The following is a 20,254-nucleotide window of genomic DNA, read 5'->3' on the forward strand; positions in this document are numbered from 1 at the left end:
TGGATATTATGAATAAATATTGATTTAATACGTCGCTGCTACATGGCCGCCATGCTTGACGAGGGTATCCTCCGCTTGCCTGTAGCGGGACTTCTCGACCGTGACCTCTAAGGTGTAGGCATGGTCTGAAACAATGTCCTGAGTGCTCTGTACCAGTGAATGGGCTTGAAAATCGATTTTAAATGAAGCATTGTTATCAAATTTGAGATCCAGTACGCCCTGCTGCCTAAGCTCATCCGCAGCTTGCTCCAGGTTCTCCACGTTCGTAAATGTGGCTGTTAGACTTTTTTCCATTGAGTGGTCCTCCTAAGAGTTTTCCGAAGGAAAACTATCTTCGTAAGCGTTGCTGAGTTTTCCGAAGGAAAACTATCTTCGTAAGCATTTGCTGAGTTTTCCGAAGGAAAACTACAGTACTTACTTTTATTTCCATAGATTTGAAGTGGAAATTATGCTAAGGTGGGCAAAGTGACTCTTTTGTTAAACTGACTTGATTCTTGCTAAATGTCATTATTACGCCTTATTGTGGCGGTAATCGCGACAATCGACATGAATCTATGAAGTGAATGTCGACGCATTTGTTGAAATAGCAAGAGTAAGTGTGGTAAATTTAACAAAAGAAAGACATCCTCAATGGGTATTATGTCTAATCTAGGTTAATTTATGTATCTGTGGATGCAAAACCGTCTAAAGGGAGAAGATCATGACAGGTTTCAGGGGAATGCGCTATGTGAAGGATCTCATGCAGAGATTCAAGATCAAGCGAGAAAGCTTGACCGGAAATGAATCAGACAAGCAGCAGCAGGAAGAACAAGTGACAACGACGACGACGCTGGCGGTAATGAAACGGCATAAATGGGCTCTTGCCATTGGAGCGGGAACGCTTGTCTTAGCTGGAGCAGTGACCGTTGCCGGACATGAATATGTGCAAGCGGGTATGGCTGAGATTTATCACGTGCAACTAAATGGCAATGAGATTGGAATTGTGAGCGATAATAAGTTAATTGATGAATATAAGCAGAGTAGGCCGCTTGAAGTTCAGAAGAACTTTCCAAATGTGCATGTTGAATTAGATACGAGCGGGATCGTCTCTGTGGCTGAAAAGGCTTTCAGAGCGAAGACAGATGATGCTAGTGTTATTGCTAGGCTCAATGAGCTGTTAGTACCGCAGCCGACGGGTGTGGAGCTCAAGGTAGATAACAAGGTTGTTGCCATTGTGAAAGATCAACAGACAGCTGATGAGATTTTAGCGAAAATTAAGTCGCCGTATACGGATAAAACCAAGGATTCCAGTAAAGTAACCGTATTATCAGCAGGCGCATCCGATGATATCAGTACGGCACCGTCTGAGCTGGTGGATGCTGAATTTGTGCAGGATGTAGAGACAGCGGAAGTGCCGATCGATCCAAGTCAGTTGGGGAGATCCCGATGAAATCGTTCAAAAGCTGCAAACCGGTGATGTTCAACCAACGCAGTATACCGTTCAAGAGGGCGACTGTATTGGATGCATAGCGAAGAGATTTGGTATTACTCGAGATTTTATTTATGAGAAGAACCCATGGATTCAAGACGATATGATTAAGATTGGCGATAAACTGGACCTAACATTGCTTCAACCGACGCTATCGGTGAAGACGACGGAGAAAGTCATTCGCAATCAAGAGATTCAGTACGATACGGAATATGTAAAGGATGACAACCTGCGAGTAGGTGTGATTCAGCCGATATCAGAGGGTAAGAACGGCCTGAAGAAAGTGACGATCCAGGTCACCAAGGTCAACGGCATGATGACCGATGAGCAAGTGGTCAATGAAGAGATCATCGACCAGCCGGTTACGGCTAAAGCAAGAAAAGGCACGAAGGTTGTAAAAGGTGAAGGCTCAGGTAAGTTTGCATGGCCTGTTGCATCGCCAAACATTACGAGTACATACGGTGTACGTTGGGGCAAGCTGCACAAAGGAATTGACATAACAGGCAATAAAAAGATTATGGCTGCCGATAACGGCAAAGTGGTCGAAACCGGATATAAAAACGATTACGGCAATTATGTGATTATTAATCATCTGAACGGTTACGAGACTTTATACGGCCATATGAGCAAAATTATTGCCAAAGAAGGCGCCATTGTTGAGAAAGGCGAGCAAATTGGCGTGATGGGCAGTACAGGTGACTCCACAGGCGTGCATTTACATTTTGAAATTCATAAAAGCGGAGGATTGCAAAATCCTTTGAAATATTTAAATAGATAGCAGAGATAATGAGGCCAGGTCTGACCCGAGTACGGAAGCGTACGGGGTGACTTGGTCTCTTTTTACTTCAAGATATGGTAAACTAGAGGATGAATAAAGGATGTAGGAACTGACTTTCTCGTAGGCGGTGGTAGGTTTGTTTGGAAAAATTCTCGTTGTTGATGACGAACAACCGATTGCAGATATTTTGAAGTTTAATTTGGAAAAAGAGGGGTATCAGGTCGTCTGCGCCTATGATGGCGGCAGTGCGGTGGAATTAGCCTTTTCGGAAAATCCTGACTTAATTCTTCTTGATCTCATGCTGCCTGTGAAGGATGGTATGGATGTATGCCGAGAGGTGCGTTCAAAGTTGAATACACCTATCATTATGCTGACGGCGAAGGATACAGAACTGGATAAAGTGCTTGGCCTAGAGATGGGCGCTGACGACTATGTGACCAAGCCGTTTGGGACCCGTGAGCTGTTAGCCAGAGTGAAGGCACACCTGCGCAGACAGACGAAGACACAGTCGGCAACGCCGGAGCTGGATACGAAGCGCAATGGCATTACCATTCATCAGCTGTTTATCGATAATGACATGTATATGGTGTACAAGGATGGAGCTCCGCTCGACCTGACGCACCGGGAATTCGAACTCATTCAATATATGGCCAAGAACTCGGGTAAGGTCATGACGCGTGAGCATTTGCTGCAGGCCGTGTGGGGCTTTGAGTACTTTGGCGATGTGCGAACGGTGGACGTGACGATCAGACGGCTGCGTGAAAAGCTGGAGACCGATCCTAGTCGTCCGGAATACATCACAACCCGCAGGGGTCTGGGGTATATGATGCGGAGTCCGAAGTCCGGAGGCTTCTAATGATGAAGGGCATTCGCTTCTTCCAATCGATTCAAATGAAGCTGATTATCATCTATGTGCTGCTGATTCTGATTGCCATGCAGCTCATTGGTGTGTATTTTTACCGAACGGCGGAGACTTATTTCAAGAATGAATTCCTAGCTTCTCGTAACAGCCAGGTGACGCTGCTCGCTGGCTTCGTCGGACCGTACCTGGCCGGTGATCAGGACAGCAAAGATCCAGAAGGCAAAAGGTCCTATACGGATTTGAATGAATTCGTCAGTAATCTGTTCTCGATCAGTAATGCCGAGATTCAGATTATTGACGCGAACGGGCAAATTGTCAGTACGACGGTGCCCAGCCATCTGAAGCAGAAGAACACGCAGCCTGAGGTGATTCGGGCATTGTGGGGCATTAAGGATAACCAGCGGATTTTTACCGATGAGGACGGGGTTCGCAAGGTGGTTATTGCTAAGCCTGTCGGCAGCGGAGTGCGGGTGCTCGGAGCGGTATACATTATTGCCTCAATGGAGGACGTGTACAAAACAATTAGCACGATCAACCGTATTCTGATCTCTGGTACGTTAATTGCTTTGGGCTTAACGGCCATTCTTGGTGTTATGCTTTCCAGTACGATTACGAACCCGATTAAAGAAATCACCAAGCAAGCAACTGCGGTGGCAGAAGGGCGGTTCGACGAGCAGGTTCGGGTACAGGGGAAGGATGAGATCGGTCAGCTCGGGCATACGTTTAATTTTATGATGAACCGCTTGAAGGAAGCGCCCTCTCTCAATGAAGAAGAGAAGGAGAAGCTGGCTTCTGTCCTAACCAATATGAACGACGGCGTCATTGCGACAGATGATATAGGCAGGGTTATCGTTCTCAACCGTAGGGCGAAGCAGATTTTGCAGGTGGAAGAAGAAGCTACTCTCGGTAAAGAAATCTCGGAGATCCTGCGGATTCCGATGGATACGATTAAGGAGTTTATTCGAGGCGAAGTGAATACGACGCTGCTGGATATTGAGCTTCCTGATGATGAGGAGCAGCTTTCTGTGCGCATCACATTCACTCCGATTCATCGAAGAGGTGAGGGGCTGAACGGCATCATCGCGGTGCTTCAGGATGTAACCGATCAAGAGAAGCTGGAGCAGGCTAGACGGGAGTTCGTTGCCAACGTATCCCATGAGCTGCGGACGCCGCTAACGACGATCAAGAGCTACCTGGAGGCGCTGGACGACGGAGCGATCGAGGAGCCGCAGCTGGCTTCCCGATTCATCAGTGTAACGCGGAGCGAGACGGAGCGGATGATCCGGCTTGTTACGGACCTGCTGCATCTCTCTAGACTGGATTCTAAGCAATCCTTGATCCATAAGAAAATGACGCAAGTATCCGACATGCTGGATGAGGTTGCGGACCGGTTTTCTTTTCAGCTTAGACAGCGAAAAATTCGCATTCATATTCAGGTGGACCCGGATGTGACAAGTCTGCTGATTGACCGTGATAAAATTGATCAGGTCTTGGATAATCTCGTCTCCAACGCGATCAAATATACGGGGGATGAAGGTGCCATCCAGCTTAGTGCGAGACGCTCGAATAAGAATGACCTAGAGATTACGGTACAGGATAACGGGATTGGCATTCCCAAGAAGGATTTAGCCCGAATCTTTGAGCGCTTCTATCGTGTAGATAAGGCACGGTCGCGCAACATGGGTGGAACGGGGTTAGGTCTGTCTATTGCCCGGGAAATTGTGAAAGCTCACGGAGGAACGATTCATTTGGATTCGGAGCTGGGTCAAGGCACGAAAGTCATGTTCACACTGCCGATGCAATCAGGGGAGGGTGAAGCACTATGATAGCAGGAATGAAATCGGTCAGCCGACGATCGGCGCAGTGCCCTCGCCGAGATGAGGGTGAAACGCTTATGATAAAAGGATGGAAATTGGTCAGTGAGCGGTCAGTGCAATGCCCTCGTCGAGAGGAAGGTGAAGCACGGTGATAGAAGGATTGAAGTCTGTCCTATTGGTTGTGCTCATCGTGCTCAGCTTGTACCAAAGCTTCTTACTTGCTTCCTATAATCCCACGAAGATCGAGCCGCTTCAGCAGAGTGATTATGTGCAGACGGAAACGCCAGGCCTAGGTAAGCAGGCTGAAATTGAGGACATGCTCTTTCCGGATCAGATTATCGTGCATCTAGGTAATGAGCAGCATTCGGTGTTATTTCCGAACAGCTACTACTACACGAGACTTCTGGATAACATCAAGCAAAGAAGATTTAACGGCTTTCGGAAAACAACGTTGTATCTGGCGAACATCAATTGGGAGGAAGTCCGAACGAAGCAGCAGGGGGTAGAAATCCGGTTTCGTGACGGCATGCCGTTCAGTGTGCTGCAGACACTCCTTCGCATTGAAGGCGATATTCCAGCGGAGAACGATTTGATTACAAAGATATGGATTTTCTCCAAGGGAGCAAATGAAGAGGTGCAGGCCTTCTTCTTTACGGATTCGCCGAATGTGGGCTACGAGGTGGTCAGCGCGGATTTTACTAGTAAGGATATTGAGAACTTCGTTGCGTACGGTGATTTAACGAATTTATATAAAACGACGAATGGTGATTACTATCTGCCTGTGAAGCCAGTTCGTATGCCGAGTTACACGTTCGACTACACGTTACTTACGGCTGATCAATTGAAGGCGAGCTATTTCGTTGACCCTGGTATCACGAGAAACTTGAAGGAGCGGGATGGCTCCGAGATTTACACCGATAGTAAGAGAGGCTTTCAGATCAATCGTGATCAGAGCTGGATCACCTATTCGGACCCGGTGGCACCGGTGGAAAGCAGCAAGAGCGATGTCCGTGAGGACTTGATCGCCGGCATCAAATTCGTCAACCAGCATATCGGCTGGGACGGGAAATATGTGGTGGCGCGTACACCGCAGCTGCAGCCTTTTGACAATCAGATCTTCTTGTTCCGCGAGTATTACGAAGCGCTTCCTATTATTACAGGCAAGCTTGAGGGCTTTGGAACGATGAAGATGCAGGTGCAAAAAGGGGTAGTCACGGGCTTCGAACGCTCCATGATCGTACCTGATTTCAAGACGCTGCAGCGCAGTGATTCGGAGCTGCTCTCCGGGGCAGACCTGGAAGCCAGGCTGCAATATTACCAACGAAGGACCAGCATCGTATCTATATTTCCAGCGTACCGTCCATTGATATCGGAGAAGACGCTTTCGTTAACACCGGTATGGGCGATTGAGCTGCGGGACGGAACCTATGATTTTATGGAGTAACGCCGTTTCTTGTCAGGAAGAAAGGCAGGTGAAGCCATGGATTGGAGCCGGGCGAAGACCATATTAATAGTAACCTTTTTGACGCTGAATATGATTCTCGGTTTTCAGCTGTGGACGAGCAGCATCAATAAACAGACGGAGATTGCAGCCGACGCTTCGGGTACGGTGGAAGAGCTGAATCGGGTGCTTCGCAGCAAGAACATTCGTCTGACTGATAATTTGCCGACAGAACTGCCGAATATTCAGGTCATCAATGTGAAGTTCGACGAGAATATGAAGCCGGGTGTAAAAAAGCCGTGAAGCAGCCCTTGAATCGATCCAGTATTATGGGTAAGGGCGCAGGAAAAGAGCTTCAGGCACGCTCGGGAATTCCGCACTTTGAGGCGTATGAGCTAGATTCCGTAACAAGCAAGGATCGCGTCTATAGCTTCTACCAGACCTATGAAGAGCTGCCTCTTTTTGATGTGAGGCTGCAGTTATATGAAGACAACGGAGAAATTACCAGTTATCAGCAAGCATACGTTGAAGTAGAATCAGGAGTAGATCAGAAGGAGCAAAAGCTGATCTCGGCGCAATTAGCCGTACGCAGCTTGGTTGAGAATTATTTGAGCGAAGGCTCGATTATTACAGATGTGCGCCTTGGTTATCATGGGCAGCTTTACAATTCGCAAACACAACCGATGTTCCCGCACTGGCGAGTCACGATCGATAATGGGGACATCTATTATTTACAAGCTTTCAATGGAGCGGTGGAGCCTCCGCAAAGGGGTTCGGATTTCCTTCCTTTTGGTCCACAAGACTTTCAACCTGGGAACCTTAATGCGAAACCGACTGTGAATAAAGAAAAAAGTAAGTGAAATCAGTTACGCACATGTGGATAACTGACGCTTAATGTGGTTGTCCACATGTGTATAGCTCTAGATGGATTAGATTTTTGATTAAGGCAGGGAACAGAGGAGCAGGAATCATGGGAATTAGATTCACAGTACTGTCGAGCGGCTCGACAGGCAATGCGACCGTGGTAGACAACGGAGAGACGAAGCTGCTGATCGATGTAGGCTTTAGCGCTAAGAAGATGGAACAGTTGATGAAAGAGCAGGAGCTTGCGGCGAGCAGCATCGATGCTATTTTGATCACACATGAGCATTCGGATCATATCAAAGGTCTGGGCGCTTTTGCCCGGAAGTATGATTTGCCCATCTATGCGAACGAGAAGACGTGGGAAGAGCTGAACCGACATATCGGAGAAATTGCTGAGGACAACAAACGGGTGATGGACACGGGTGCGATGCAGGATTTTGGTACGCTTCAGGTGGAGTCCTTCGGGATTTCCCATGATGCCGCGGAGCCGGTCGGATACTGCTTCTACGAAGGAGAGCAAAAGCTCAGCGTTGTGACAGATTTGGGCTACATGAGCTCCAAGGTGAAGGAGAAAATCACAGATTCGGATTCCTTGGTGCTGGAGACGAACCATGATGTAGAGATGCTGCGCATGGGGCATTATCCATGGAGCATCAAGCGGCGGATTCTGGGGGACAAAGGGCATTTATCCAATGAGACCGCAGGCGAGGCGCTGATGGATGTTATGACCGGCAAGACCAAGTCGGTTTATATGGCTCATCTTAGCCGGGATCATAACTTAATGGATTTGGCCAGGCTCACCGTGAATAACATAGTACAGGAGCGGGCGCCTGAAGCGAAGCTGCGGCTCATGGATACGTATTTTGACCGTTCTACGAAATGGGAGTCGTTGGATTCGGAGTAGGAGTCAGAGACGCGTCGAGCTCCTTGGACTTTTGCTGAAGCTCTTGCGCCGTGATCAGGCCTTTATCGATTAGCAGCTGAATGAGTGAGGAGAGCACGAGCGATTGGTGGTAGTGGCTTTCCTTTAAATCGGCGAGCTTACCGATCATATTGATTTCGTCCAAATGGGAATGAATTCGATTCATAAGGCATTCTCCTTTTTTTCGCTTCCGTAGACCTAGTATTTATTTGGAAGATTTGGTTTACTATTATTGTAGGCAAGATAGGATCGAAACATTCCTGTTTTTTCAAAAAAGAGCGTCGCCGGCAGCAGAGGAGGGATCCGGATATGAGTTTGTTTGATGATGATTTTTACTCGACCAAAACCAAAGGGAGCGAACCTGGAGGTTCAAGGGGTCGAAAGGGATAACAGGCTTGGCGGATCAAAAGCTGCGCGTGATTGTACTGGCGGGGCTTGGCGGAGCGGTCTTGGCGCTCGCTGCCGTAGGCATATTTGGCTCTTCCGATAAGGAATCTGCAGAGAAGGCACTAGCGGTTCCTGCAGCTGCACATGTGGAAACGTATGCGATGAAAGGCGATTCCGCTGTCACAGCCATGGAGAAAATCAAGCCCGCTGTTGTGAGCGTGATCAGCATGAAGCAGAAGGACGAAACAGAGGTCGGCAGCGGTGTGGGTATCGGCTCGGGCGTTATGTTTGCCAAGGAAGGCAGCAAGGTCCGCATCGTAACGAATCAGCACGTTGTGGAGAACGGTACGGAATTTGAAATTGTGAACTTTCAAGGTGAGCATCGCAAGGCAACCTTGGTAGGGCAGGACCGAGTAACGGACCTAGCCGTACTAGAGGCAGACGGGGACGACATCAAAACCGTAGCAGAGTTCGGAGATTCCGAAGAGCTGCAAGCCGGACAGACGGTCATCGCCGTGGGCAATCCATTAGGCTTAGGCTATTCGCCTACCGTGACCCAGGGCATTGTATCATCGCCGAAGCGGACGATTCCTGTATCGCTGTCGCGTGAAGGCGATTACGACTGGGAAACCGACGTCATCCAGACGGATGCCGCTATCAATCAGGGCAACAGCGGGGGACCGCTTGTTAATTTGGATGGACGTGTCGTTGGCATTAACAGCATGAAGATTGCCGATATGGGCGTGGAAGGTCTGGGCTTTGCTATTCCGATTAACGATGCGAGACCAATCCTGGACAGTCTAATTAAAGACCATAAGATCAAACGGCCGCTGATTGGGGTTTCTACGCAGGAGCTGCAGTCTTTTAGCGGGACGGATGTATTAAAACTTCCTGCAGATGTGAAAACTGGAGTTATCGTCTTCGACGTATCCGGCCCTGCCAAAGAAGCGGGTCTTCAAGCGCAGGACGTGATTGTAGGACTGGATGATCAGAAGATTGACAGCACCATCACTTTGCGTAAATACTTATACAGTGAGAAGCATATCGGCGATAAAATCAATGTGATCTATTACCGCGGAGGCAAAAAGATGAGCACGACCTTGGTGCTCGCAGAAGCCAGCGATAAGTAGGTACGAAGTGGGACCTGACAGGAAAATGAATGAATGCCAAGCGGCTTGCTGCTGTAGAAGCTTAGGGATTCGTAAAAGACGAGGATGAGAGGTACTTGCATGTACGTAGTTTGTAAAGATCATTTGGAAATCGCCATCGACGAGTTCGTAGACGAGTACGAAGAAGCACCGGATGTGGTCGATCTGCACAAAACGCATTTCGTCAACTGGGAAGCTCCGACGCACTGCGAGCATTGCCGAGAGGAAGCACGGTTTCTGGTTGTTTGAGGGGGCGGGAGCCTTCCTTTTTTGTTGGGCGTGGATGAGGGTGCCGGTCTTGGAGTTTACCGTCGCTCTCATTGCTGCTGTCAGTAAAGGCTGATAGGAGTTCCTTATGTGAAATATGATAGTTTCTCTATTATCGGAAATGAAATTGCTGTTCTTGGTGTATCAAATTGAAGGGGCTTACGGCAGGAGATGTTCATTCTGTTATTCTTCATGATGGTGCACGAATTCATATATTTGAAGCACTGCGCGGTGGGCAGCCAAACCACGCGGAATGATCATAGGGGGTTATTGCGTTGCAGATTCAGATTTTGACTGTTGGGAAGTTGAAGGAGCGCTATCTTGTTGATGGGATTGCGGAGTATGTGAAGCGCCTTGGCTCGTATGCCAAGGTGAGCATTGTGGAGGTACCTGACGAGAAGGCACCTGAGAACATGAGCCCTGCTGAGGAGCAGCAGGTGCGGGTGAAAGAGGGCGAGCGGCTCCTGGCCAAGCTCGCAAGCGAGTTTTACGTCGTGGCGCTAGCCATCGACGGCGAGATGTGGACGAGCGAGCAGCTGGCGGGCTCGCTCGATCGTTTGGCCACCTATGGGCGCAGCCAGGTGGCCTTCGTCATTGGCGGATCCCTCGGCCTCTCGGACGAGGTGATCCGCCGGGCGGACATGCGGCTGAGCTTCGGCCGCATGACGCTGCCGCACCAGCTGATGCGGCTGGTGCTGGTGGAGCAGATTTATCGCGCTATGCGGATAAATCGGGGGGAACCTTATCATAAGTAACGGCGAAATTTTTATCGGGACAAGCTCTACATTTGTACTTGCAATTTGAAAGTACAAACTTTATACTTGAATTATCACATAACGAAGCCGGTGGCGAAATGCCGGTTGACATTCTCGAAACAGGCAAAACCCTGCCGGCCTTATAGTTTAACATTTAGTTTAATTCTTCGTGTGCCGGTACTAAACTTAAACCGAAAGGAAGTTTACAAATGAATGGTAATCATTTCAGCGTTTTGGAATCAGGCCCTATTAGCAATCTTTTGAGTATGTCGAAGGATCCCATCCCAGGTAAGCTCTTTCTGAAGGACAAGCTTGGACTAACCGGCATGGAAGTTTCGCTGAACCAACTGCCGGAGGGAGGCTCTGTCCCGTTCTATCACACCCATCGCGAGAATGAGGAGCTCTACTTATTCATTGGCGGCCAAGGTCAGTTTCAGGTAGATGGACAGATTGTTGATGTAAAGGAAGGAACGGCTATTCGTGTTTCACCTGAAGGCGAACGCACGCTTCGAAATAACGGTACTGGCGATTTGTATTTCATCGTAATTCAAGTCCAAGCGGGCAGTCTCCGTCAATGGGTGCAGACGGATGGCGTCATACTCGATAAACCAGTGAACTGGCAGGAAAAGCATTAGGCGCAGCTTGATCACGACAGGTAAAGGGCAACCTGTTAAGAACGACCACAATAAAACTTGCAAAATGCAAGCACAGATTGTATAATCATGATCATGAAAAAGCGAACATCTACCGTTTGTCCAATTGTATATGCGCTCGATATATGGGGCGATCCATGGAGCCTCGTCGTCCTTCGTGACGTCCTTATCCATAACAAGCGCTATTACCGCGAATTCCTCGCTTCACGTGAGCGCATCGCAACCAATATTTTGAGCACACGGCTCCAATCACTAGTTGAAGCAGGCTTGCTCGTCAAGATTGAAGGCGAGTCAAATCGGGCACAAACGATGTATCGGCCAACACAAAAAGCAATTGACCTGATTCCGGTCATATTTGCCATCATGCATTGGGGCCTTAAGTACAACCCCAATACCGATATGAGTATTCCGATCATGCAAGAACTAACAACGAACGAAAAAGAGCTGGAGCAACGCCTTCTACGGAATTTCTACGATGTACGTTCACAGTAAGGATCAATCCTATATATACAACAAAAGGAGCTGCCGTGGCAGCTCCTTTCGTGATTTTGCCGTTATGAGCGTTAAGGGGAACCGTATCATAAATGACGCAAATTTTTAGGGGGAAATCTCGAAGGAGCCTTCAATAACGCGTTGACCGGCATGGGTTGGGGAAGGGCCGCGCTCAACGGAAAAGTCGGCGCAAACGGGCTTCTGCGAGGTTATTGGGATCACAGAACGATGCGTTACCTTCGCCGTTTTGGTGGGAGGGGCCTTGCCTGCCAGTGGTCTCTCTGCCTCGATCTTGCGCTGCGCAAGCTGTTCGTGCTGGACTTTCGGTATGGCAGGATGGGCGATCTTCTTTATGTTCTGGCACTTCGCTGTGCTAGACATGCCTCATATTCACTTTCGTTATATTTTTTGACTCGATGCAGAATGAAACGGACTAGCGTAATTTCGAACGCTAGTCCGTTTCTGTTTGTTCATTAATCTCCTTTTTGAGCTGTTTTCGCTCGACATGGGTCGCTCCCCATTGATGTAAGGCTTTCAGAATCGGAGACAGGCTCATGCCGTATTCCGTGATGGAGTATTCCACTTTCGGCGGGATCTGCGGATAAATGACTCGTTTAACGAGCTCTTCCTCCTCCAATTCGCGCAGATGGAGCGTAAGCATCCTTTGCGTGATATCGGGCAGCAATCTTCTAAGCTCATTGAACCGCAGAGGTTTGCCTTGAAGCAAATGATAAAGGATAATCGGCTTCCACTTGCCGACGATCGAATCCAGCGCCGTAACGAATTGACATTGGACTGGGTTCTTTTGCATATGTTGACCTCCGTAACAGTACCTTTTTTAATACTATACCACATAATTGTGCCTACTTTAAATAAGTAAGTAAATATTATATGATCAGTCTAGAAAGTGTACTTAATTTAATTACAGAAAGGAAGTTTTGATTCATGGCAACTATACTCTACATCACCGCATATCCACTTGATCCTCAGGATTCTTTTAGCCTCGCGGTAGGTAAAGAATTTATTGATGCGTACCGTGAAGCTAATCCAACAGATGATGTTGTTCATTTGGATCTGTACAAAGAGAATATTCCGCAGTTCGATGCAGATGTTTTGCATGGCTGGGAAAAGCTTCGGTCGGGTTCGTCTTTCGATCAATTGTCCAAAGCCGAGCAATCAAAAGTAACTCGTCTTGATGCGATTGTCGATCAATACGTGGCTGCCGATAAGTACGTGTATGTTTCCCCCATGTGGAATTTCTCGATCCCGCCGGTTATGAAAGCATACACGGATGCGACTTCAATTCCGGGCAAGACGTTCAAATATACCAAGAATGGTCCTGAAGGTCTGTTGTCCGGCAAGAAGGCCTTGCACATTCAAGCTAGCGGTTCCGTTTATTCGAAAGGTCCTCTTGCTGATGTTGAAATGGGATACAGCTATCTGAAAAAGATTTTGCAGTTCTATGGGATTCAATCTATGGAGGCCATTTTTGTTGAAGGAACGGCATCATCAGAGCGAGCTTCAGCCATTAAAGAAGAGGCAATTGCGCATGCTAAGGAAGTTGCCAAACGTTACTAATAAGAAGTTTGGCATCATTCTTTGACTGCTAAAAGTGAAGTAATGCTTCAAAGCTGATTCCGATTACTTTTTGGGGAGCCCGGTATCCGGGAGATCAAGTCGCATAATTTTCTGAATAATAAAAAATTATGTTGAAGTTTTTCAATAGGCTGAGGGCGCTCAAAAGAGCGCCCTGTTCTGTTTAAAAGAAAACTTGCCGTTATAGATAGCGCGGAGAACCGTACCACAAATAACGCGAATGTTAATCCAATCTCTGCGAGGAACAAATCACTTTTGTATAGTGTTACGACAATCGTTCGTTCTTTTGGGCTTAATATGGAGAGCCCTCTGAATATGAGTGCCCTCATCTGAGACGCTGTGTGATAAAGAGTGCAGCACGGTCTAGGGCTTGATCAGCTTCATCGAGAATACCAGCGAACGCCTGGAAAACGTGCGGGACGTCAGCGGTAACGTCAAGGATTACATCCACGCCCGCTTCCCGCGCACGGTCGGCTAACTGGGTAGAGTCGTCCAGGAGTACCTCGTTGGTTCCGACTTGTAGCAGCAGTGGTGGGAATCCGGTAAGATCGGCAAACCTGGCGGGGCTCACGAGCTCATGGTTTGGGTCTTGTCCGGCGAGGTACATCGCATCCGTGTATGTAAAGCTCTCACGGGTGAAGAACGGATCGAGCCCGATTTTGCTATCCATACTTGCACCGGAGTGCGTTTTATCCAAACCCGCCGAGAATGTCACTACCGCTGCAGGCATTGGCAGATCTGCGTCCCGTGCCATTAGGCAAGTTGAAACAGCAATACCACCACCGGCAGAGTCGCCTGCAAATACAATAGACGTCGCCTCTACTCCGTCGTCCAAAAGTCCACGATAGGCCGCAAGAGCATCTTCAAGAGCCGCAGGGAATGGATGTTCTGGGGCCAGACGATAATCGAGTGAGACAGACTGGATGTTGGTTCTGCTGACTAGGTTTGCGGTTAGTGACATGGCAGTGTAGGGAGAACCCAAAATATACGATCCTCCATGGAAATAGAGGATGATCCCAGGATGGGCATCCTGTGCCGGGTCAACGACCACACAGGGGCGATTCCCCAGGGTCGTCTGTGTGATCCGTACGCCCATAGGTACTTTCATAGTCGCCATCATAGTAGCGAAATTCGTACGCATTTGTTCGACGCTTTGAGGCTGGGTGGGTTGGGGACGCCGGATCAATGCATCCACCATCCTACGCTGTTCTTTACTCATAAAATCGACTCCTTTTCTTATTCGTCATTTCCTGCGGTCCGGCTTATTCATAGTGTATAATCTAATTACGACAAAACTTGTCACTATTATTTTGGATGGTGAATTATTTTATGGGGAAGTCGAGGCGCTTGATTGAATTGATGATGGCCGTAAATCGGAAACGCAAATTCACCGTCAAAGAGCTTGCGGAAGAATTTGGTGTGTCTACCCGAACCATGCTACGCGATTTGCAAGAGCTAAGTGGAATGGGGGTACCTTTATATTCTCAAGTTGGTGCAGGGGGTGGATACCATGTACTTAAGGAGCGGACCCTTCCACCTATTTCATTTACGGAGAATGAGGCATTCTCTATATTTTTTGCTTCCCATGCGCTTCGCCACTTCAGTTCGTTGCCCTTCGAGGCATCTGCAGAATCCGCACTTCGCAAATTTTTTAGATATTTATCGGACGATGTGAAAAGCCAGATCGATGAGATGCGACACCGAGTTGACTTCTTTACGCATACACGTCAAGAACGAGCTGAGTACCTTGAGATATTGCTCCAAGCGTCCATTAAAAGGTTGCCCGTGATAATCCATTATGGAGTTCGGACGGATGAGACCCAACAAAGAACGATTCAACCCATCGGTATATATGCCCATGAGGGGTATTGGTTTTGCCCGGCTTACTGCGATTTACGAAAAGGCTTCCGATTGTTTCGGGTAGATCGAATATGGTCAGCCGCTTGGGCGGATACCGAAGCCATATCGCTTTCAGTGGATATTTCAGAGGTGAATTTAACGAACTGGGGGTTACATTTCTACGGCAAACAAGAATGTGTTGATGTTAAAGTGAAACTAACGGCACAGGGGATTAAATTATTTCAGGATAAAAGTTGGATTTTTCCCTGGGGAGAGGTTCATGTTTCCGATGATGGAACGGGTATACTAGAAGCCGGTATTTCCATCTCAGAGGTACCGTTTTTCTCTGAATATTTCTTTTCATTCGGTTCTGAAGCGGTCGTGCTCCAACCGGAAGAACCTAAGAGAAGCTGTCAGAAGGAGGTTGGTCCGTACTCTCGAAGAGTACAATGTTCCAAACTCCTAGTCACTCGATTTCGAGATTTGTTTTATAGTTTCTATGTTTTTCGTCGTAAGCCCCGTCACGCTGAGCCGTATCACAAATGACGCAAATCCGACTGGTGGAATGACCAATTTATCTCGATAATACTCTCGGTATAGGGAACTAAAGTACTTTATCTCTAATGGAAGATCTACTGTCAAATGGTAGGAAGGATGCAACTTTTGGAGAACCAAGGGGACTTAGAACAACCCTTTGAGATTCTAATACAACATATAGGGCAAGCTTATAGTTTATTTTATCCAAGTTAAAATATAGTTCCCTTATGCTTTTCTCAATTTCTTTTTTATAAGAAGCATCATCATTTTTCATTCCGAAATCGTCGAATTCCCTTCTTATACAAGTATACATAAAGCCCCTAGAGACAATTTTTACAACATATGAATACAATCCCGAATAGTTTGGATCACAAGAGCCGGCTCCGTTAACTGCGGAAAGTGTCCACTGTGGGCAGCCGGGATTTGCTTGCCTACCTTGCTGTGTTGCACGAGGTCTAACTGATTATTCATTCGAATTTCATAAGCTTGAGCGGACATGAACGGAGGTTTTTTGTACCTGAAACCACCATGAGTGGTTTATTAGGGAATGGGCCTGCCTCTTCGATTTGTGTCGCGGTTTGTGCTACATAATGAGTCTCGCTCCACTGTCGCGAGGGAGAAAAGGTATCAAATATGCGTAAAAAACGGTTTAGCAAACGAATCTGGGGAGGCAAGGTATCGTTTATTTTTAGATCCTGCGGGTGACTGGCTTCCAGCAGGACAATGCCAGATACTTGATCGGGGAACATGCGGGCAAATAAGTTGGCATACAGGCCGCCTAGAGAATGACCGACAAGAAGATAAGGGGGAGTCAGCCCAATATCATCAAGCAATTGCTTCAACGAATTAATGATTGCGCCTCCATGCTGTGGACTTTCCGGTTTACTGCTGCCCCCGATCCCTAAACGGTTATAGGCCATGACGGTATTTTCTTTGGCAAGCTCATGAAATACTTTGTACCATCCCTCTATAGGACCGCCGCCTCCATTGATCAAGATGATGGCTGGCTGCTCCTTGACGGAGAGGGAGTATTCAAAAATTCCATTTGCGGTTGTGATTTTCTTTTTTTCGAATGTTTGCACTTTGTTGTACCTCCTCGGCATTCGCTCTCTTCCTTTAGTACGTATTTTCAAAAAAATGGTGTCGCTCAATTTATTCTAAGTTTGCCGTTTCAGAGGTGGATTTCAGGAAGTTAAAGCCAAGGGGGTGGGGAGTTTTCCCTTAGGGTGAATGTAACGAGTAGTCGAGAAATCCTAAGTTACCAAGAAGATGTCACACTTGAGCTGTAGGTGATTCGATATACCGCAATGGTCTATGCAAAGGGGCCCAGGATTTGGGTACATCTGAAATTTCCGCACAGTAAACGGCTTGAAGATAGGAGTGGAGGGACAAGACTGAATTGTGTATCATGATCTCGTGGATTTGAGATGGAATTCGGGGAACTAGAGAATCCACCCGTTTGCGATACTCATCCAATGGTAAAAACATACGGATTGTCTTTCGATAGGAAGTACGTTTCGGATATCGTGGCATGCTCCCGGCGTCGTATTTAGAAAGGTAAATCTGGTCGAAATGGTCGAATAAAAGAGGATAAGCATCGAATTGTAGGATGGCAAACTTCTCACAGGGTTCTCGGCGAGAATACATATGTAGCATTTGCTTGCAGAGCCGCAACGTAGGCCATAGGAACACATGTTGATCAAGGAACGATCGAAACTGGCCAACGGTCGTGTCAGGATCCATCATTTCCGTTGAGATTTTTAGATGTGCATTTAGAATCACTTCATTTCCATTTTTTAAATGTACTTCTTTTTCCGTGCGACGTTCACCCTCCGGATTCGGATGAATTACATGACTAGCGAAAAGCGTATCTAAATCGGCAATTGATGGCAAATTAACAACTCTTGTGAAATGATACAGGGATTTTCGTTCCGGTTTATTAGTAATTTGCTGTACAACTTCTGTTTTCATACGATCCCCCTATTCGAATTACCAAGGGTATCTTGAATGAATTAAGTTCATAGATGACCCAAGTTTCAATGAAGAGTTTCAATATTACTTGCGAAAATATGTAGCCGAGAGAGTCCGGCGGATTTGGCCAAAGGGCTTACGGAAACTGAAAAAGCTCATCATAAGTGGGGCGCTAAATATGTGACCTTGACGAATGTATAAGTTATGAAATCGAAATAACGATTAGTAAACTGGCGAACAGGGGTATCTGTTCAGTCCATTAATGAATATATGATTTCCCATACTGCGGCTCAATATCGACAGCTGTTTCATTATTCTTCGGTGGCTATTCCTCATGATGGATGCAGCCTTATCTCATGCGTTCGCTCATGATTACGGCAATGGTGGATCTCATATTGAGATGGCCATTTACCAAATGGATATATTGTAATATAATGGTGCGGAAACGTTTGCACAAACTATTTGGAATGGGGTTAATGACCTTGAAGTTTTCCATTCTATTACATGTATCTTTTCTTACCTGTGTGTTTCTCATTATAGGTGGGTGCACCGCCCAAAACAGCGTTTTTCCTTATAGTTATAAGGGACCGATGCGGACTCTTGTTATTTTTGCACCAGACATCATCTCCACCAAGCAAGCTGAGGAATGGTCTTTTGCCTTTACCCCGGACGGTACTACCATCTATTTTCAACGAGGGGACTACGAGCGATATACCATTTTCGAATCCCATTTTGAAAATAAACAATGGGGCATGCCGCAAAAATCTAAGCTCGCAGCAGAGTTACTTTCTCAGGACGGGGATACATTCATAACGCGGGATGGCAGCAAAATATTTTTTGCCTCTAATCGCTCCACTAGCGGCACGAAGCAAGATAATGACATATGGATGGCAGCGAAAAGCGGTGATCAATGGGGGAACCATCTCCACTTGGCGCCCCTGTCAATAGCAGCTATCAGGAGTGGTTGCCTTCAGTTGCCACTAATGGCAATTTGTATTTCCAATCCAATCGACCTGGAGGAGCTGGTCAGATTGATCTGTATGTATCAAAATGGCGGGATGGCAAATATACAGAACCTGAGTCGCTAGGAACAGGAATCAATACGAGCGAAAACGATGAGTCCCCCTATATAGCCCCGGATGAAAGCTACCTTATATTTGCCCGCGGCGGAAGTACATTGTACATTAGTCTTCGTCAAGAAGACAAATGGAGCACTCCCCAGCCACTTAAGTTGCCAGGCGACACAGGTACTATTAAGTACAGTCCTTACGTTAGCCCGGACAACAAATATTTGTTCTATACGAGCAACAAAGAAGGTACGGCAGATATTTATCAGATCGATTTTAATATCGATGATTATAAGGGTAAGAGCATCGAGAAGTGAACTGTGCATATTCAAAGAAACCACTCCTTTGTCAGGAGTGGCTTTGTCTTTATATACGGACATGTATATTTTGTGGTCAAATTTTGTTTTTCTTTTTCAGATTCACTACGTTTAATCTATGAAAGAACTCTACTCCGGAGGCACTCATTTTATGGAACTATATAAAGAACCAATTGTCTATAATGATCCGCTGCTTCGTATTCAAGTGCGAAGCTTTAACAGTACGGTGATATGCCAGCATGGGTGGCACTCCCATCCGGAGCTAGAGATTATTGCTGTACGTTCTGGAACCATGGACATTCACACAGCAGATGAAGTCTATCACTTACGAGCGGGGGAGTGCTAATTTTGGGTTCGTGTCAACCCCATCTCGATCTGAGACAACCAAACCAAGTGGTTGATTATGTTGTGATCCAATTCGAGCTGGAGGCATTTTTAGATTCCAATATGCTTCCATTCCTTCATTTGTTTCAGGAATCATTGCTGCCTTTGGTAAAGTTAAACGCAATGATTAAAAAAAATTCGGAATTGCGCAAACGATTGCACAACACGGTAATAGAATTGCAGCGGGAACATGAACAGAAGCAAAGAGGCTATGAGATGGCCATTAACTATTTGGTCAAGAAATGTCTTTTTTTATTCATACGTCATGATCATGAGGGGTTATTGGAACATAATGTATCGATGAACTATGCCAAGCTAAAGCTGGTTTTCGATTATGTGGAAGCTAACTTATCCGATAAAATAACGGTCGAGCAGGCTTGTCTTCTCGCTAATTTTAGCTATACGTATTTCCTTAAATATTTTAAACAAACTCTTGGTATTACGTTCACTGACTATGTCATTCATCGCAGAATTAAATATGCAGAACGCCTGCTACTTACCGAAGACCTCAGCATCGCTCAGATTGCTGAGCAGGTTGGGTTGCCGAACCTATCACATTTCTACAAGTTGTTTAAACGAGTCCATCATTGTTCTCCTAAAAGCTTTAAAGACACCATCTTAGCTAGAGCTAATGCAACCATTCATGGTAGGAGCGGCTGAACGCAACAGAATAGCATCATTATGGAGTA

24 protein-coding genes are annotated in these 20,254 nt (G+C 46.8%); 18 read left to right on the top strand and 6 right to left on the bottom strand.

Features of this window, described 5'->3' with window-relative positions; translation table 11 throughout:
* Window positions 1-24: 24 nt before the first annotated feature.
* On the bottom strand, window positions 25-294 hold the full coding sequence (locus L0M14_RS28135) for a hypothetical protein (RefSeq protein WP_235119683.1): 270 nt from the start codon (window positions 292-294) through the stop codon (window positions 25-27).
* A gap of 406 nt (window positions 295-700) precedes the next feature.
* On the opposite strand from L0M14_RS28135, the gene L0M14_RS28140 reads away from it, so the two are divergent.
* The 8 genes from L0M14_RS28140 (at window position 701) to L0M14_RS28180 (ending at window position 8,134) form a co-directional block, all read left to right on the top strand.
* Window positions 701-1,429 carry a hypothetical protein gene (locus tag L0M14_RS28140; RefSeq protein ID WP_235119684.1) on the top strand — a complete coding sequence of 243 codons (729 nt, stop codon included), beginning with the start codon at window positions 701-703 and terminating at the stop codon, window positions 1,427-1,429.
* Window positions 1,430-1,571: 142 nt separating this feature from the next.
* Entirely contained in the window at window positions 1,572-2,246 is a 675-nt protein-coding gene (locus L0M14_RS28150) for a peptidoglycan DD-metalloendopeptidase family protein (RefSeq protein ID WP_235119685.1), read from the top strand.
* 136 nt (window positions 2,247-2,382) lie between these two features.
* On the top strand, window positions 2,383-3,102 hold the full coding sequence (yycF, locus tag L0M14_RS28155) for a response regulator YycF (RefSeq protein ID WP_235119686.1): 720 nt from the start codon (window positions 2,383-2,385) through the stop codon (window positions 3,100-3,102).
* Between the two features lie 77 nt (window positions 3,103-3,179).
* On the top strand, window positions 3,180-4,934 hold the full coding sequence (locus L0M14_RS28160) for an ATP-binding protein (protein ID WP_405031155.1): 1,755 nt from the start codon (window positions 3,180-3,182) through the stop codon (window positions 4,932-4,934).
* 139 nt (window positions 4,935-5,073) lie between these two features.
* Complete coding sequence (locus tag L0M14_RS28165) at window positions 5,074-6,369, top strand: YycH family regulatory protein (protein ID WP_235119688.1); 1,296 nt, start codon at window positions 5,074-5,076, stop codon at window positions 6,367-6,369.
* A gap of 9 nt (window positions 6,370-6,378) precedes the next feature.
* A complete protein-coding gene (locus L0M14_RS28170; RefSeq protein ID WP_235119689.1) occupies window positions 6,379-6,669 on the top strand; it encodes a two-component system regulatory protein YycI in 291 nt (96 codons plus the stop codon).
* Window positions 6,666-7,226, top strand: a complete 561-nt coding sequence (gene yycI / locus L0M14_RS28175; RefSeq protein WP_235119691.1) for a two-component system regulatory protein YycI — start codon at window positions 6,666-6,668, stop codon at window positions 7,224-7,226. The genes L0M14_RS28170 and yycI overlap by 4 nt, the downstream gene beginning before the upstream one ends.
* A gap of 110 nt (window positions 7,227-7,336) precedes the next feature.
* Window positions 7,337-8,134, top strand: a complete 798-nt coding sequence (locus L0M14_RS28180; RefSeq protein ID WP_235119692.1) for an MBL fold metallo-hydrolase — start codon at window positions 7,337-7,339, stop codon at window positions 8,132-8,134.
* Here the strand turns inward: L0M14_RS28180 and L0M14_RS28185 are convergent.
* Complete coding sequence (locus L0M14_RS28185) at window positions 8,103-8,318, bottom strand: hypothetical protein (protein ID WP_235119693.1); 216 nt, start codon at window positions 8,316-8,318, stop codon at window positions 8,103-8,105. The two genes, L0M14_RS28180 and L0M14_RS28185, sit on opposite strands and share 32 nt — an antisense overlap.
* 229 nt (window positions 8,319-8,547) lie before the next feature.
* Here L0M14_RS28185 and L0M14_RS28190 point away from each other — a divergent pair, with 229 nt between their 5' ends.
* From L0M14_RS28190 to L0M14_RS28210, 5 genes are all read left to right on the top strand, one after another.
* The gene (locus tag L0M14_RS28190; RefSeq protein ID WP_235119695.1) at window positions 8,548-9,669 is read left to right on the top strand and encodes a S1C family serine protease; all 1,122 of its coding nucleotides are present in this window, start codon (window positions 8,548-8,550) and stop codon (window positions 9,667-9,669) included.
* Between the two features lie 99 nt (window positions 9,670-9,768).
* Window positions 9,769-9,936: a CxxH/CxxC protein gene (locus L0M14_RS28195; RefSeq protein ID WP_235119696.1), complete on the top strand. Its 168-nt coding sequence runs from the start codon at window positions 9,769-9,771 to the stop codon at window positions 9,934-9,936.
* 293 nt (window positions 9,937-10,229) lie between these two features.
* A complete protein-coding gene (gene rlmH, locus L0M14_RS28200) occupies window positions 10,230-10,709 on the top strand; it encodes a 23S rRNA (pseudouridine(1915)-N(3))-methyltransferase RlmH (protein ID WP_235119697.1) in 480 nt (159 codons plus the stop codon).
* Window positions 10,710-10,918: 209 nt separating this feature from the next.
* A complete protein-coding gene (locus L0M14_RS28205; RefSeq protein ID WP_235119698.1) occupies window positions 10,919-11,344 on the top strand; it encodes a cupin domain-containing protein in 426 nt (141 codons plus the stop codon).
* A gap of 87 nt (window positions 11,345-11,431) precedes the next feature.
* A complete protein-coding gene (locus tag L0M14_RS28210; RefSeq protein ID WP_235119699.1) occupies window positions 11,432-11,854 on the top strand; it encodes a winged helix-turn-helix transcriptional regulator in 423 nt (140 codons plus the stop codon).
* A gap of 451 nt (window positions 11,855-12,305) precedes the next feature.
* On the opposite strand, the gene L0M14_RS28215 is transcribed toward L0M14_RS28210, so the two are convergent.
* Window positions 12,306-12,665, bottom strand: a complete 360-nt coding sequence (locus L0M14_RS28215; RefSeq protein ID WP_235119700.1) for a winged helix-turn-helix transcriptional regulator — start codon at window positions 12,663-12,665, stop codon at window positions 12,306-12,308.
* A 134-nt stretch (window positions 12,666-12,799) separates the two neighbouring features.
* Here L0M14_RS28215 and L0M14_RS28220 point away from each other — a divergent pair, with 134 nt between their 5' ends.
* Window positions 12,800-13,432, top strand: coding sequence for an NAD(P)H-dependent oxidoreductase (locus L0M14_RS28220; protein WP_235119701.1), 633 nt, complete (start codon window positions 12,800-12,802; stop codon window positions 13,430-13,432).
* Between the two features lie 343 nt (window positions 13,433-13,775).
* Here the strand turns inward: L0M14_RS28220 and L0M14_RS28225 are convergent, their stop codons facing one another.
* Window positions 13,776-14,558, bottom strand: a complete 783-nt coding sequence (locus L0M14_RS28225) for an alpha/beta hydrolase (protein ID WP_235119702.1) — start codon at window positions 14,556-14,558, stop codon at window positions 13,776-13,778.
* A 221-nt stretch (window positions 14,559-14,779) separates the two neighbouring features.
* On the opposite strand from L0M14_RS28225, the gene L0M14_RS28230 reads away from it, so the two are divergent.
* Entirely contained in the window at window positions 14,780-15,835 is a 1,056-nt protein-coding gene (locus tag L0M14_RS28230) for a helix-turn-helix transcriptional regulator (RefSeq protein ID WP_235119703.1), read from the top strand.
* 458 nt (window positions 15,836-16,293) lie between these two features.
* Here the strand turns inward: L0M14_RS28230 and L0M14_RS28235 are convergent, their stop codons facing one another.
* Together L0M14_RS28235 and L0M14_RS28240 are read right to left on the bottom strand one after the other, a co-directional pair.
* Window positions 16,294-16,908: an alpha/beta fold hydrolase gene (locus L0M14_RS28235; RefSeq protein ID WP_235119705.1), complete on the bottom strand. Its 615-nt coding sequence runs from the start codon at window positions 16,906-16,908 to the stop codon at window positions 16,294-16,296.
* A 190-nt stretch (window positions 16,909-17,098) separates the two neighbouring features.
* Complete coding sequence (locus tag L0M14_RS28240; RefSeq protein WP_235119706.1) at window positions 17,099-17,797, bottom strand: DUF7002 family protein; 699 nt, start codon at window positions 17,795-17,797, stop codon at window positions 17,099-17,101.
* Between the two features lie 910 nt (window positions 17,798-18,707).
* Here L0M14_RS28240 and L0M14_RS28245 point away from each other — a divergent pair.
* From L0M14_RS28245 to L0M14_RS28255, 3 genes are all read left to right on the top strand, one after another.
* A complete protein-coding gene (locus L0M14_RS28245) occupies window positions 18,708-19,181 on the top strand; it encodes a TolB family protein (RefSeq protein ID WP_235119707.1) in 474 nt (157 codons plus the stop codon).
* 151 nt (window positions 19,182-19,332) lie between these two features.
* Entirely contained in the window at window positions 19,333-19,527 is a 195-nt protein-coding gene (locus tag L0M14_RS28250) for an AraC family ligand binding domain-containing protein (protein ID WP_235119709.1), read from the top strand.
* Window positions 19,528-19,529: 2 nt separating this feature from the next.
* A complete protein-coding gene (locus tag L0M14_RS28255) occupies window positions 19,530-20,225 on the top strand; it encodes a helix-turn-helix transcriptional regulator (protein WP_235119710.1) in 696 nt (231 codons plus the stop codon).
* Window positions 20,226-20,254: the final 29 nt, after the last annotated feature.

The organism is Paenibacillus hexagrammi (genome assembly GCF_021513275.1).
Lineage (GTDB): Bacteria > Bacillota > Bacilli > Paenibacillales > NBRC-103111 > Paenibacillus_E > Paenibacillus_E hexagrammi.

Excerpts from the sequence above, each read along its gene's own strand:
- L0M14_RS28210 (WP_235119699.1), top strand. The coding sequence starts at position 11,432 with ATGATCATGAAAAAGCGAACATCTACCGTTTGTCCAATTGTATATGCG.
- L0M14_RS28140 (WP_235119684.1), top strand. The coding sequence starts at position 701 with ATGACAGGTTTCAGGGGAATGCGCTATGTGAAGGATCTCATGCAGAGA.
- L0M14_RS28205 (WP_235119698.1), top strand. The coding sequence starts at position 10,919 with ATGAATGGTAATCATTTCAGCGTTTTGGAATCAGGCCCTATTAGCAAT.
- L0M14_RS28225 (WP_235119702.1), bottom strand. The coding sequence starts at position 14,558 with ATGAAAGTACCTATGGGCGTACGGATCACACAGACGACCCTGGGGAAT.
- L0M14_RS28240 (WP_235119706.1), bottom strand. The coding sequence starts at position 17,797 with ATGAAAACAGAAGTTGTACAGCAAATTACTAATAAACCGGAACGAAAA.
- L0M14_RS28160 (WP_405031155.1), top strand. The coding sequence starts at position 3,180 with ATGCAGCTCATTGGTGTGTATTTTTACCGAACGGCGGAGACTTATTTC.
- L0M14_RS28180 (WP_235119692.1), top strand. The coding sequence starts at position 7,337 with ATGGGAATTAGATTCACAGTACTGTCGAGCGGCTCGACAGGCAATGCG.
- L0M14_RS28215 (WP_235119700.1), bottom strand. The coding sequence starts at position 12,665 with ATGCAAAAGAACCCAGTCCAATGTCAATTCGTTACGGCGCTGGATTCG.
- L0M14_RS28220 (WP_235119701.1), top strand. The coding sequence starts at position 12,800 with ATGGCAACTATACTCTACATCACCGCATATCCACTTGATCCTCAGGAT.
- L0M14_RS28230 (WP_235119703.1), top strand. The coding sequence starts at position 14,780 with ATGGGGAAGTCGAGGCGCTTGATTGAATTGATGATGGCCGTAAATCGG.
- L0M14_RS28135 (WP_235119683.1), bottom strand. The coding sequence starts at position 294 with ATGGAAAAAAGTCTAACAGCCACATTTACGAACGTGGAGAACCTGGAG.
- L0M14_RS28195 (WP_235119696.1), top strand. The coding sequence starts at position 9,769 with ATGTACGTAGTTTGTAAAGATCATTTGGAAATCGCCATCGACGAGTTC.
- L0M14_RS28185 (WP_235119693.1), bottom strand. The coding sequence starts at position 8,318 with ATGAATCGAATTCATTCCCATTTGGACGAAATCAATATGATCGGTAAG.
- L0M14_RS28150 (WP_235119685.1), top strand. The coding sequence starts at position 1,572 with ATGATTAAGATTGGCGATAAACTGGACCTAACATTGCTTCAACCGACG.
- L0M14_RS28245 (WP_235119707.1), top strand. The coding sequence starts at position 18,708 with ATGGGGGAACCATCTCCACTTGGCGCCCCTGTCAATAGCAGCTATCAG.
- L0M14_RS28250 (WP_235119709.1), top strand. The coding sequence starts at position 19,333 with ATGGAACTATATAAAGAACCAATTGTCTATAATGATCCGCTGCTTCGT.